The 13,776-nt window shown below is 66.1% G+C and carries 9 protein-coding genes; 6 read left to right on the forward strand and 3 right to left on the reverse strand.

Features of this window, described 5'->3' with window-relative positions; all coding sequences use genetic code 11:
* Positions 1-7: 7 nt before the first annotated feature.
* Positions 8-3,892 (reverse strand): DUF3683 domain-containing protein, encoded by a 3,885-nt coding sequence (locus WKW79_RS06990; protein ID WP_340334377.1) that lies wholly within the window; start codon positions 3,890-3,892, stop codon positions 8-10.
* Between the two features lie 742 nt (positions 3,893-4,634).
* Complete coding sequence (serA, locus tag WKW79_RS06995; protein ID WP_340334378.1) at positions 4,635-5,864, reverse strand: phosphoglycerate dehydrogenase; 1,230 nt, start codon at positions 5,862-5,864, stop codon at positions 4,635-4,637.
* Positions 5,865-6,043: 179 nt separating this feature from the next.
* On the opposite strand from serA, the gene ugpB reads away from it, so the two are divergent.
* From ugpB to WKW79_RS07025, 6 genes are all read left to right on the forward strand, one after another.
* On the forward strand, positions 6,044-7,354 hold the full coding sequence (gene ugpB / locus WKW79_RS07000; RefSeq protein ID WP_340334379.1) for a sn-glycerol-3-phosphate ABC transporter substrate-binding protein UgpB: 1,311 nt from the start codon (positions 6,044-6,046) through the stop codon (positions 7,352-7,354).
* A gap of 62 nt (positions 7,355-7,416) precedes the next feature.
* Positions 7,417-8,298, forward strand: coding sequence for a sn-glycerol-3-phosphate ABC transporter permease UgpA (gene ugpA / locus WKW79_RS07005; RefSeq protein ID WP_340334380.1), 882 nt, complete (start codon positions 7,417-7,419; stop codon positions 8,296-8,298).
* Positions 8,299-8,324: 26 nt separating this feature from the next.
* Complete coding sequence (gene ugpE / locus WKW79_RS07010; RefSeq protein ID WP_340334381.1) at positions 8,325-9,176, forward strand: sn-glycerol-3-phosphate ABC transporter permease UgpE; 852 nt, start codon at positions 8,325-8,327, stop codon at positions 9,174-9,176.
* Between the two features lie 5 nt (positions 9,177-9,181).
* Entirely contained in the window at positions 9,182-10,189 is a 1,008-nt protein-coding gene (gene ugpC / locus WKW79_RS07015; protein ID WP_340334382.1) for a sn-glycerol-3-phosphate ABC transporter ATP-binding protein UgpC, read from the forward strand.
* A 5-nt stretch (positions 10,190-10,194) separates the two neighbouring features.
* Positions 10,195-10,929, forward strand: coding sequence for a glycerophosphodiester phosphodiesterase (gene ugpQ / locus WKW79_RS07020; RefSeq protein WP_422823829.1), 735 nt, complete (start codon positions 10,195-10,197; stop codon positions 10,927-10,929).
* 43 nt (positions 10,930-10,972) lie between these two features.
* Entirely contained in the window at positions 10,973-13,426 is a 2,454-nt protein-coding gene (locus tag WKW79_RS07025) for a DUF3772 domain-containing protein (protein WP_340334383.1), read from the forward strand.
* Positions 13,427-13,430: 4 nt separating this feature from the next.
* Here WKW79_RS07025 and WKW79_RS07030 read toward each other — a convergent pair whose 3' ends face one another.
* Positions 13,431-13,709, reverse strand: a complete 279-nt coding sequence (locus WKW79_RS07030; protein WP_340334384.1) for a hypothetical protein — start codon at positions 13,707-13,709, stop codon at positions 13,431-13,433.
* Positions 13,710-13,776: the final 67 nt, after the last annotated feature.

The raw sequence follows: 13,776 nt of genomic DNA on the forward strand, positions 1-13,776 counted from the left end.
GCCATCCTCACACCAGCACCCGCTCGATACCCCCGTGGTTGGCGGCCGCCACGTACTCGGGCAACCATTGCTCGCCCAGGATCTTGTTGGCCATCTCGACCACGATGTAATCGGCTTCAAGCAGGCCGTTGTTCAGGTCGTTGCCGTAGCGGCTCAGGCCCTGCAGGCAGCTCGGGCAGCTGGTGAGGATCTTGACGTTGTCCTTGGCGCCGACCTTGCCGGTTTCGCGCAAGGCGGCCTCGCCCTTCTTCAGTTCCTCCTCCTTGCGAAAGCGGATCTGCGTCGAGATGTCGGGCCGCGTCACGCCCAGCGTGCCGGACTCGCCGCAGCAGCGGTCGTTCTTGAGCACGTTGTCGCCGACCAGCGCCTTCACGGTCTTCATCGGATCCTGTTGCTTCATCGGGCTGTGGCAGGGGTCGTGGTAGAGGTAGCCCGCGCCTTGCGACGCATCCAGCGTGATGCCCTTCTCCAGCAGGTATTCGTGGATGTCGATGATCCGGCAGCCGGGGAAGATCTTGTCGAACTGGTAGCCCTGGAGCTGGTCGTAGCAGGTGCCGCAGCTCACCACCACGGTCTTGATGTCGAGGTAGTTCAGCGTGTTGGCGACGCGGTGGAAGAGCACCCGGTTGTCGGTGATCATCTTCTCGGCCTTGTCGAACTGGCCGCTGCCGCGCTGCGGATAGCCGCAGCAGAGGTAGCCCGGCGGCAGCACGGTCTGGACGCCGGCATGCCAGAGCATGGCTTGCGTGGCCAGGCCGACCTGCGAGAACAGGCGCTCGGAGCCGCAACCGGGGAAGTAGAAGACGGCCTCGGTCTCGGACGTGGTCGCCTTCGGGTTGCGGATGATCGGCACGTAGTCGGCATCCTCGATGTCCAGCAGCGCGCGCGCCGTCTTCTTCGGCAGGCCGCCGGGCATCTTCTTGTTGATGAAGTGGATGACCTGTTCCTTGATCGGTGCCGGGCCCAGCGTGGCGGGCGGGGCGGCGGTCTGCTTCTTGGCCATGCCGCGCAGCAGGTCGTTGGCCAGGCGCTGCGCCTTGAAGCCGATGTCGACCATGCCGGTGCGCATCGCCTTGATGGTCTGCGGATTGGTCGCGTTGAGGAACAGCATGGCCGCCGCGTTGCCGGGGCGGAAGGACTTTTGGCCCATCTTGCGCAGCAGGTTGCGCATGTTCATCGACACGTCGCCAAAGTCGATCTTGACCGGGCACGGCGTGAGGCACTTGTGGCAGACGGTGCAGTGGTCGGCCACGTCCTCGAACTCTTCCCAGTGCTTGATGCTGATGCCGCGGCGCGTCTGCTCCTCATAGAGGAAGGCCTCGACGAGCAGCGAGGTCGCGAGGATCTTGTTGCGCGGCGAATAGAGCAGGTTGGCGCGCGGCACGTGGGTGGCACACACCGGCTTGCACTTGCCGCAGCGCAGGCAGTCCTTGACGCTGTCGGCGATGGCGCCGATGTCGCTCTGCTGCATGATGAGCGACTCGTGGCCCATCAGGCCGAAGCTGGGGGTGTAGGCGTTGGTGAGGTCGGCGTGCAGACGCTCCTGGGCCGGCGCGCCCTCCTCCCGCAGCAGCTTGCCCTTGTTGAAACGTCCTTCCGGATCGACCTTCTTCTTGTAGTCCATGAACGGCCGCAACTCGTCGTCGCTCAGGAACTCCAGCTTCGTGATCCCGATGCCATGCTCGCCCGAGATCACCCCGTCCAGCGAGCGCGCCAGCGCCATGATCCGCACCACCGCCGCATGGGCCGTCTGCAGCATCTCGTAGTTGTCGCTGTTGACCGGAATGTTGGTGTGCACGTTGCCGTCGCCCGCATGCATGTGCAGCGCGACCCAGACGCGACCCTTGAGCACGCGCTGGTGGATGGCGTTGACTTCGTCCAGGATCGGCGCGAATTCAGCCCCAGCGAAGATCTGCTGCAGCGGCGCGCGGATCTGCGTCTTCCAGCTCGCACGCAGCGTGTGGTCCTGCAGTTGCGGGAACAGCGCGTCGACGTCGCGTAGCCATTCGGCCCACAGCGCCCGCACTTCCTGCACCAGCGCGATGGCCTGTGCCACGCGGTCTTCCAGCAGCTCGGCCGAGGGAATGTCGTTGGCATCGTCCGTCTTGCCCAGCGGCAGGTTGCCGCGCGCGAAGAAGGCTTCCAGTTCCTCGGCGAAGGCCAGCTTGTTCTGAAGACTCAGCTCGATGTTGATGCGCTCGATGCCGTCGGTGTACTCGGCCATGCGCGGCAGCGGAATCACCACGTCTTCGTTGATCTTGAAGGCGTTGGTGTGGCGGCTGATCGCGGCGGTGCGCTTGCGGTCGAGCCAGAATTTCTTGCGCGCTTCCGGGCTGATCGCGATGAAGCCTTCGCCGCTGCGCGAATTAGCGATGCGCACCACTTCCGAGGTCGCGCGCGCCACGTCGTCGGCATTGTCGCCAGCGATGTCGCCGAACAGCACCATCTTCGGCAGGCCGCCGCCGTGCTTCTTCGACTTGGTGGCATAGCCGACCGCCTTGAGGTAGCGGTCATCGAGGTGCTCCAGGCCGGCCAGCAGCACGCCCGAGCGCTTCTGCTCGGCGAACATGAAGTCCTTGATCTCGACGATGCTCGGCACTGCGTCCTTGGCATTGCCGAAGAACTCCAGGCAGACGGTGCGCGTGTGCGCCGGCATGCGGTGCACGACCCAGCGGCAGCTGGTGATCAGGCCGTCGCAGCCTTCCTTTTGGATGCCGGGCAGGCCGGAGAGGAACTTGTCTGTGACGTCCTTGCCGAGGCCTTCCTTGCGGAAGGTCTTGCCAGGGATCTCCAGGCGCTCGGTGCGCAGCTTCGTCTTGCCGTCGGCAGCGAAGTACTGCAGTTCGAACACGGCGCTTTCGGCGTCGTGGATCTTGCCGAGGTTGTGGCCGATGCGCGTGACTTCGAGCCATTCGGCCTGCGGCGTGACCATCCGCCAGGAGGCGAGATTGTCGAGGGCGGTGCCCCACAGCACGGCCTTCTTGCCGCCGGCGTTCATCGCAACGTTGCCGCCGACACAGGAGGCCTCGGCCGAGGTCGGATCGACTGCAAAGACGAAGCCGGCGCGCTCAGCCGCATCGGCCACGCGCTGGGTCACGACACCGGCCTCGGACCAGATGGTCGGCACCGGTTGTTCGAGACCCGGCAGCGAGACCATCTCGACCTCGGTCATGGCCTCCAGCTTCTCGGTGTTGATGACCGCGCTGTTCCAGGTCAACGGGATCGCCCCGCCGGTGTAGCCGGTGCCACCGCCGCGCGGGATGATGGTCAGGCCCAGCTCGATGCATCCCTTGACCAGCAAGGCCATCTCGGCTTCGGTATCGGGGCAGAGCACGACGAAGGGGTATTCCACGCGCCAGTCGGTGGCGTCGGTGACGTGAGACACGCGCGAGAGGCCGTCGAACTTGATGTTGTCCTTGGCCGTCAGCTTGCGGAAGGCGCGCGTGGCCTTGCGGCGCAGCGCGGCGACGTCGCGGAACATGGCGTCGAAGGTCGCGATGGCCTGCGAGACGAGGCCGGCCAGTTCGCCGACCAGTGCATCGCGCTGCGCATCGACATCCGGCGTGCGGCGCTTGCCGACCTCGGTGAGCCGGTGGTTCAGCGCATCGACCAGTTGGCCGCGCCGGCGCGGGTTGTCGAGCAGGTCGTCGACCAGGTAGGGGTTTCGCTGCACGACCCAGATGTCGCCCAGCACCTCATAGAGCATGCGGGCCGAGCGGCCGGTGCGGCGCTCGCTGCGGAGCACTTGCAGCAATTCCCAGCCGCGCGCGCCGAGCAGGCGGATCACGATTTCGCGGTCGGAGAAGCTGGTGTAGTTGTACGGGATCTCGCGAAGTCGCACGGGCTCTTCGGCCTGCGACAACAACGCGGTCAACGCGGTCGGAGCATTCATCGGGGATCGCCTCGGTCGGGCGCAGCGCGCCCACCAACCAGGGGGCCGATGATTTTAGGTCAGGGGGCTTGGGCTTATGGTTTGGTGGGGTTGAGAGCCGAAAAACCTCTGCTGAAAGCGCCCGATAGGCGGTACGGGCCAGCCGACCCTACTGCACCGGCCCCTTCGGGGCTGCCCTGCAGTGCTCGTCTTTTGCGGGGTCCATGTGAACTCGCTTCGCTCAGACAGCACATGGCCCTGATCCGCAAAAGACTGCGCGCTTCGGCGGCGCAGAAGGGATCGGCCGACCCGTACCGCCTACCGGGCTTGGGGGTGGACGGGTGCCCTCGCCCCCTTTTGGGGTGCTGCTGCCCTCACCCCGGCCCTCTCCCAGAGGGAGAGGGAGGAAGACCAACAGCCGCTCTGCTGCGGTGGATAGTTGGAGAACGACCAACAGCCCGTCTGCTGCGATGGATGGTTGGAAGACCAACAGCCCTGTGCATGGCGACGAATGGCGCTGGCAAGCCCCCATCGTGTCCACGGCGGCGGGCGGTATGCGGTGCGGGTTGGTCGATCCCTTGTGCGGCGCTGAGGAGCGCAGCGTTTGGCGGATCAGGGCCACATGCTGTTTGAGCCGCAGGCGAGTTCATGTGGACCCCGCCAAACGCGAGCACCGCAAGGGAGCCCCGAAGGGGCCGCCGCAGTAGGGTCGGCCGGCCCGTACCGCATGCCGACCGCCGACGCACCCCGGACCTGAGAACAATCAGAACAACACCCGACTCCGAATCGTCCCCGGCACCTTCGCCAGCTTCTCCAACGCCAGGTCCGACGACTCCGCATCGATGTCGATCACCACATACCCCACCTTCTCGTTCGTCTGCAAATATTGCGAGGCGATGTTGATCTGGTTATCCGCGAACACCTGGTTGATCGCCGACAGCACGCCTGGCACGTTCGCATGGATGTGCAGCAGGCGATGCTTGCCCGGGTGCGCCGGCAACGCGACTTCGGGGAAGTTCACGGAAGACGTCGAGGTGCCGTTGTCGCTGTACTTCACGAGCTTCTCGGCCACCTCCAGCCCGATGTTGGCCTGGGCCTCCATCGTCGAACCGCCCACATGCGGCGTCAGGATCACGTTGTCCAGTCCGCGCAACGGCGACTGGAACTCCTCGTTGTTGCTGCCCGGCTCGACCGGGAACACGTCGATCGCCGCGCCGCGCAGCTTCTTCGCCTTGATCGCCTCGGCCAGCGCCTCGATCACCACCACCGAACCGCGCGCCGCGTTGATCAGCACGCTGGCCGGCTTCATCGCCGCGATCTCGGCCGCGCCGATCATCCATTTCGTCGAGGGCAGCTCCGGCACATGCAGCGTCACCACGTCGCTCTGGCCCAGCAGTTCGTGCAGGTCGGCCACCTGGCGCGCATTGCCCAGCGGCAGCTTGCTCACCACGTCATAGAACGCCACCTGCATGCCCAGCGCCTCGGCCATCACCGACAACTGCGTGCCGATCGACCCATAGCCCACGATGCCCAGCGTCTTGCCGCGGATCTCGTTGGAATTGGCCGCCGACTTGAGCCAGCCGCCACGGTGCGAGATCGCGTTCTTCTCGGGGATGCCGCGCATCAGCAGGATCGCCTCGGCCAGCACCAATTCGGCCACCGAGCGGGTATTCGAATACGGCGCGTTGAACACCGCCACGCCGCGCTCCCGCGCCGCGTTCAGGTCGACCTGGTTGGTGCCGATGCAGAAGCACCCGACCGCCACCAGCTTCGACGCGCTCGCCAGCACATCGGCCGTGAGCTGGCTTTGCGAGCGGATGCCCAGGAAGTGCACGTCGGCGAGCTTGGCCTTGAGCTCCTCGCCCTGCAATGCCTTGGGCAGGGTCTCGATCTGCGAATAGCCCGCGCCGCGAATCACCTCGAGCGCCGACGGGTGCACGCCTTCGAGCAACAGGAACTTGATCTTGCTTTTGTCCAGGGAGGTCTTGGTCATGCACCAAAGGCTAGCATGGTGCGCTGCAACATTCACGTTGTGCGGCCTTGCGCAAGAGTGTGCCGAAGGGTTTCCCCGCTTGGACCCGGCGCGTTGCCCATGCGACAAACGCGCCTCGGCACTGTCATGCAGTTGCCCTAACATCCGCGCCTTTCCCCTACCCCGCTCAGGAGTTTTTCATGCGATTCAAGACGCTCGCCGTCGCCTCGTTGCTGGCCGCCACCGTGGCAGGCACCGCGCAGGCCCAGACCGAGATCCAGTGGTGGCACTCGATGACCGCCGTCAACAACGAGTGGGTGAACGACCTGGCCAAGCAGTTCAACGAGAGCCAGAAGGAATACAAGATCATCCCGACCTTCAAGGGCACCTACGACGAGTCCATGACCGCGGCGGTCGCCGCCTTCCGCGCCGGCAGCGCGCCGCACATCCTGCAAGTGTTCGAAGTGGGCACCGCCACCATGATGGCCAGCAAGGGCGCGGTCGTTCCGGTCGGCCAGGTCATGAAGGATGCGGGCGAGAAGTTCGACCCCAGCGCCTACATCTCCGCCGTGGCCGGGTACTACACGGCGCCCAACGGCCAGATGCTGAGCTTCCCGTTCAACAGCTCGACAACCATCTTCTATTTCAACAAGGACGCCTTCAAGGCCGCCGGCCTGCCGACCGACAAGGCGCCGACGACCTGGCCCGAGGTGGTCAACGCCGCCGCCAAGCTCAAGGCTGCTGGCCACAAGTGCCCGTTCACGACAGCGTGGCAGGGCTGGACGCAGTTGGAGAGCTTCTCGGCCTGGCACAACGTGGAGTACGCCACCAAGAGCAACGGCCTGGCCGGCCTGGATGCGCGCCTGAAGGTCGACTCGCCGCTGCACCTGCGCCACATCGAGAACCTGGCCAACATGGCCAAGCAGGGCCTGTTCATCTACAAGGGTCGCGGCAACGTGCCGGAGGCGTCCTTCGTGTCGGGCGAGTGCGCCATGATCAACACGTCGTCCGGCTTCTACGGCAACGTCGCCAAGAACGCCAAGTTCGCCTATGGCCTGGCGCCCCTGCCCTACTACCAGGACGTGCCTGGCGCGCCTCAGAACACCGTGATCGGTGGCGCCAGCCTCTGGGTGATGTCGGGCAAGAAGCCGGCCGAGTACAAGGGCGTGGCCAAGTTCTTCAGCTTCATCTCGACGCCTGAAGTCCAGTCCGCCAGCCACAAGCGCACCGGCTACCTGCCGATCACCACCGCCGCCTACCAGTTGACCGAGAAGTCCGGCTTCTACAAGGAGAACCCGGGCACCGACGTGGCCGTGACGCAGATGATCCGCAAGGTCACGGACAAGAGCCGCGGCATCCGCCTGGGCAACTACGTGCAGATTCGCGCCATCGAGGACGAGGAACTCGAACAGGTCTGGAACGGCAAGAAGAGCGCCAAGGAAGCGCTGGCCGAAATCGTGAAGCGCGGCAACGAGCAACTGGAGCGCTTCCAGAAGGCCAACAAAGGCTGACGCCCGGTAGACTCGCCCGGCCCGCCGACAAGCGCCGGCGGGCTTTTTCATTTCGAGGCCCCATGGAAAAACGCGTCACATTCCGATCCGGCTGGCTGCCCTGGGCACTGCTCGTGCCGCAGATGGCGGTCATCGTGGTGTTCTTCTTCTGGCCCGCCGGACAGGCGATCCTGCAATCGATGCAGCAACAGGATGCCTTCGGCACATCGGTCGACTTCGTCGGGCTGGACAACTTCAAGCAGTTGATGGAGGACCCGGCCTACATCGCGTCGTTCAAGACCACGGCCATCTTCTCCGCGCTGGTAGCCGGCATAGGGATCAGCTTTTCGCTGTTTCTCGCGGTGTTCGCCGACCGCATCCTGCATGGCGGCATGTTCTACAAGACGATGCTGATCCTGCCCTATGCGGTGGCGCCTGCCGTGGCGGCCGTGCTGTGGGTGTTCATGTTCTCGCCTTCGCTGGGCGTGGTGGCCTATGCGCTCGGCAAGCTGGGCTTCGAATGGAACCACCTGCTCAATTCGAACCACGCGATGACGCTGATCGTGATGGCCGCCATCTGGAAGCAGATTTCCTACAACTTCCTGTTCTTTCTCGCCGGCCTGCAATCGATTCCCAAGTCGCTGATCGAGGCCGCCGCCATCGATGGCGCGCGCCCCTGGCGGCGCTTCTGGACGGTGCAGTTCCCGCTCCTCTCGCCCACCACCTTCTTCCTGCTGGTGATGAACGTGGTCTACGCCTTCTTCGACACCTTCGCCATCGTGCACGCGGCCACCAACGGCGGGCCGGGCCAGGACACCTCGATCCTCGTCTACAAGGTCTACCACGACGGCTTCCAGGCGATGGACCTGGGTGGCTCGGCGGCGCAGTCGGTGGTGCTGATGGCGATCGTCATCGTCTTGACCATCGTCCAGTTCCGCTATGTCGAGAAAAAGGTTCAGTACTGAAATGAAGCATCGACCGGAGACTCTTCATGGTTGAAAAACGCGGCTCCAAGGGCATCCTGGCCCACGTCGTGATGGTGCTCGGCGTCTTCATCGTCGCCTTCCCGATCTACCTGGCCTTCGTGGCCTCGACCCACACGGCGCAGGACATCGTGCAGGCGCCGATGCCGCTCTTGCCCGGCCACAACATGCTGGAGAGCTACAAGTCGGCGCTGTTCGGGCGTGCGACCAGTGCGGGCTCGAATGCGCCGGTGGCCCACATGCTGTGGGTGAGCCTGGTGACGGCGCTGGTCATCTCGATCGGCAAGATCACGATCTCGCTGCTGTCGGCCTTTGCCATCGTCTACTTCAAGTTCCCGTTCCGGAAGACCTGCTTCTGGATGATCTTCGTGACGCTGATGCTGCCGGTGGAAGTGCGCATCCTGCCGACCTACAAGGTGCTGTCGGACCTGCACATGCTCAACACCTACGCGGGCCTCACGATCCCGCTGATTGCCTCGGCCACGGCGACCTTCCTGTTCCGCCAGTTCTTCATGACCGTGCCGGACGAGCTGACCGAGGCCTCGCGCATGGACGGCGCCAGCCCGATGCGCTTCTTCTTCGACGTGCTGCTGCCGCTGTCGAAGACCTCCATCGCGGCGCTGTTCGTGATCCAGTTCATCTACGGCTGGAACCAGTACCTCTGGCCGCTGCTGGCGACCACCGGCGAGGACATGTACCCGATCGTGGTCGGCATCAAGCGGCTGATCGCGGGTGGCGATTCGCAGAACGAATGGAACGTGGTCATGGCCACCGCCATCCTCGCGATGCTGCCGCCGGCGCTGGTCGTCGTGCTGATGCAAAAGTGGTTCGTCAAGGGCCTTGTAGATACCGAGAAATAAACGTCATGGCAGCCCTCTCCCTTCGCAACGTCATCAAGCGCTACGGCCACGGGCCGAAAGCCAACCAGGTCATCCACGGCGTCAGCGCCGAGATCGCCGACCACGAGTTCATCGTCATCGTCGGGCCTTCGGGCTGCGGAAAGTCCACGCTGCTGCGCATGGTGGCGGGGCTGGAGGACATCTCCAGCGGCGAGATCCGCATCGGCGATCGCGTGGTGAACAACCTTGAACCGTCCGAACGCGACATCGCGATGGTGTTCCAGAACTACGCGCTCTATCCGCACATGAGCGTGTTCGACAACATGGCCTACGGCTTGAAGATCGCCAAGGTGCCGGTGTCGGAGATCAAGACGCGCGTCGACAAGGCCGCGAAGATCCTGGAGCTGGGCCACCTGCTCAAGCGCAAGCCACGCGAATTGTCCGGTGGGCAGCGCCAGCGCGTGGCCATGGGACGCGCCATCGTGCGGCAGCCGCAGGTGTTCCTCTTCGACGAGCCGCTGTCCAACCTGGACGCCAAGCTGCGCGCGCAGACCCGCATCGAGATCCAGAAGCTGCACCATGACCTGGGCATCACCTCGCTGTTCGTCACACACGACCAGGTGGAGGCGATGACGCTGGCGCAACGCATCATCGTGATGAACGGCGGCGTGATGGACCAGTTCGCCACGCCCGAGGAGGTCTACAACCGCCCGGCCACCACCTTCGTCGCCAGCTTCATCGGCTCGCCGCCGATGAACCTGCTGCAGCACGCGCCCGGCGTGCGTCCGGGCCAGATCCTGGGCATCCGGCCGGAGCACCTGTCGCTCGACGAAAGCGGCTGGACGGTGCAGGTGGAATCGGTGGAACTGCTGGGCGCCGAGCGCCTGGTCTACGGCCGCATCGGCGAGGAGCAGATCATCATGCGCACCGACGAGGCCGACCATCCGCCCGTCGCCGGCGACACGGTGAAGATCGCGGCGCGCAAGGACAAGCTGCACTGGTTCGATGCCGGGTCCGGCAAGCGCGCCTCCTGACCGTGGTGAATTGGCCCTACCCCCGCTGGGTCGCGCACCGCGGCGCCGGCAAGCTGGCCCCCGAGAACACGCTCGCAGCGTTCCGCCTCGGAGCCGCGCACGGCTACCGCATGTTCGAATGCGACGTGAAGCTCAGCGCCGACGACGTGCCCTTCCTGATGCATGACGCGACCCTGGACCGCACCACCAACGGCCACGGCACCGGCGGCGACAAGCCGTGGTCCGAGCTGTCGCTGCTCGACGCGGGCGGCTGGCATTCGCGCGCCTTTGCCGGCGAGCCGCTGGCCTCGTTCGAAAGCATCGCGCGCTACTGCCTGCGCAACGGCCACCTGCTCAACATCGAGATCAAGCCGACGCCCGGAACAGCCGGGCGCACCGGCAAGGTGGTCGCGCAGCGCGCGGCCGAACTCTGGGCGAACGCGCACACGCCGCCGCTGCTGACCTCCTTCGAGCCCGACGCCCTGGCCGCCGCGCGGGAGGCCGCGCCGGACCTGCCACGCGGCCTGCTGCTCGACGCCATGCATCCGAACTGGCTCGACATCGCGCAGCAACTCGGCTGCGTCGCCATCGTCTGCAACCATGCCCTGTGGGACGCCCCCACCGTCGCCCGCGTGCAAGCCGCCGGCCTGCGCACCCTGAGCTACACCGTCAACGACGAGTGGGCGGCCGAGCGGCTGACCGCACTCGGCACCGACGGCATCATCACCGACCGCGTCGACCTGTTCAGCCCGACGGCGTAGCGCTCCTACGCCCGCGCCGGGACTCGCCTCCTATGATGTGGCGATGAGCCTGATTTCACGCTGCTGCGCCGCGTTGCTGCTCGCCATGCTGCTGATGGGGCCGGCGCTCGCGCAGGCGCCCGCCGCCAGCGCGTCGGCCGCAAGCGACGCGTCGTCGCAGGAGATGCCCGGTCCCACCGTCGCCGAGCTGCGCGCCCGCTTCGCCAAGCTCCCCGCCACCGCCGACAACAACGAGGACCTGCGCACGCTGCTCGCCCAGATCAACGCGATCGCGGCGCAGGTCGACGCCTTCATCGATGCGCGCAGCGCACCCCTGGCCGACCTCAACGCACGGCTCGGCGAACTCGGCGCGCCGCCGACCACGCCCGGCAATACGGAAGACGCCAACATCACCCGGCAACGCGCGGCCCTCACCAAGCAGCGCAATGCGCTCGATTCCGACGTGCGCCTGGCCAAGCTGCTCGCCATCGACGCGCGGCAGCGTGGCACCGACCTGGTGAACCAGCGGCGCAAGCTGTTCGAAGCGCAACTCACCGAGCGCGCACCGTCGCCGCTGGCCGGCGCCTTCTGGCTCGACATCCGCGACGCCTGGCCCGACGACATCGCGCGGCTGCGGGCCTTGTGGGACGAGATGCGTCGCGGCGCGATCGTCGCCAGCGAGCCGGGCCATCGCGTCCCGGTGCTGCTCACCCTGGTGGCGGCGCTGCTGATCGCGGTGGCCGGCAACCTGCTGGCCGAAAGCGCGATGCTGCGACTGGCCAAGCGATGGCTGCCGCCGGGGCGGCTGCGCCGCTCGCTGCTGGTGCTTGCCGTCGTCGGCGTCAACGTGGTGCTGGTCGGCGCCTCGGCGCAATGGCTGCATTCAGTGCTGGATGCCAACGGCGCCCTCGGCGAGCAGACGCGCAAGGTGGCGCAGGCGGTGGTGGCGTCGAGCATCTTCATCGCCTTCGTGGTCGGGCTCGGACGCGCGCTGCTGTCGGTCAGGCGTCCCTCCTGGCGACTGCCGCCGATGTCGAACGACATGGCACGGCGGCTCGCGCCCTATCCGTGGCTCATCGGGCTGATCGGCGTGCTGGTGTGGGCGCCGGCCCAGGTCAACGCCGTGATCGATGCCAGCTTTGCCGCCGTTCTGGCGACGCATGTGCTCACCGCGCTGGCGCTCACGGGGCTGATCGCGGCGATCGTGCTGCGGCTGGGGCCGGAGCATGCGCCACCACCGATTCCGCATGACGAAACCACGGCCGACGCGCCGGTGGTGCCTGTCGAACGGCCGGTCTGGGTCGGCGTACTCCTCAGCGCGGTGATGGTGGTGATCGTCGTGATCTGGGTGCTGGTGGCCATCGGCTATGTCGCGATGGCCAGCTTCCTGGCCGGACAACTCACCTGGGGCGGCATCGTCGCAGCGGCGTCCTACGTGATGTTCAAGTTCGCGGACGACCTGTGCACCGCTGTCGTCTCGTCCAAGAGCCCATTCGGCGCGCGTTTGCAGAAAAGCTTCGGCTTTGCGCCGCAGACGCTGGACCAGGCCGCCGTGCTGCTCTCCGGCGTGAGCCGCGTCGCCGTCTTCTTCTACATGCTGATCGCCCTGATGGCGCCCCTGGGCAGCGGGCCGGGCGAGGTGGTTCAGCGCAGCGGGCAGTTCGGCTCGGGCTTCAAGATCGGCGAATTCGAACTGGTGCCGGGCGCCATCTTCAGCGCGGTCGGCGTCGCGGTGGCCGGCTTCATCGCATTGCGCGTGCTCAAGCGCTGGCTCGCGCAACGCTACCTGCCGAGCACCACGCTCGAGCCCGGCATGCAAAGCTCGATCACCACGCTGCTCGGCTACGTGGGCGGCGTGCTGGTGGTGGCCTTTTCGCTCTCGGCGCTGGGCATCGGCATCAATCGCATCGCCTGGGTGGCGAGCGCGCTGTCGGTGGGCATCGGCTTCGGCTTGCAGGCGATCGTGCAGAACTTCATCTCGGGCCTGATCCTGCTGGCCGAGCGGCCGGTCAAGGTCGGCGACTGGGTGGTCCTGGGCACCTCGGAGGGCGACGTGCGGCGCATCAACGTGCGCGCCACCGAGATCCAGTTGGGCGACCGGTCGACGCTGATCGTGCCCAACTCGGAATTCATCACCAAGATCGTGCGCAACATGACCCTGGCCAATGCCGAGGGCCGCGTGCTGATCCGCCTGCCGATGCCTCTGTCGACCGATGCGAAGAAGGTACGCGCCCTCATGCTGGCCGCCTGCAACACCCACACCGAAGTGCTGCCGACGCCATCGCCCTCGGTCACGCTGGAAGGGGTGGAAGGCGGCGCGCTGATCTTCCAGGCCATTGCCTTCGTGGGCAGCCCGCGCTTGGCCGGCGGCGTGCGCAGCGACCTGATGTTCGAGATCCTCGACGCCTTGCGCACGGCCGAACTGCCGCTATCGGTGCCGACGATGATGGTCACGTCCGGCGCGGCAACGCCGATGGCCACACCCGCCGAAAGCCCGCCACCGCCGGCGCAGACTTGAAAACTCAGCCGCGCCAGCCCTGCGCCAGCAACCACTGACCGGTGCCGCAGACGACCACCAGCGCGGCATAGGTCACCATCATCCCGTCGTGCCCGAACCAGGCGAGGCCGCCCGCCAGCACGGCGATGCCTGCTACCAGATTGATAGCAAACTGCACCCATCGGGCGGGCGCTTCGGCGCGCTTCGGCATCAGGAAGCCGGCCAGGAGCGCCAGCACAGCCGCAACGAAGAATGCCGGCGCGACGAAGTTCAGAAGATGGTTCAGCAGGTCGAGCGCGGACATCGGAAAGGCTGGAAAAAGGGTTTCCAAGCCGCTCGATGAAGGGCTTGGCGGGGACTGCGCGCCGGGG

Source organism: Variovorax robiniae, assembly GCF_037889955.1.
Taxonomy (GTDB): Bacteria; Pseudomonadota; Gammaproteobacteria; order Burkholderiales; family Burkholderiaceae_C; genus Variovorax; species Variovorax robiniae.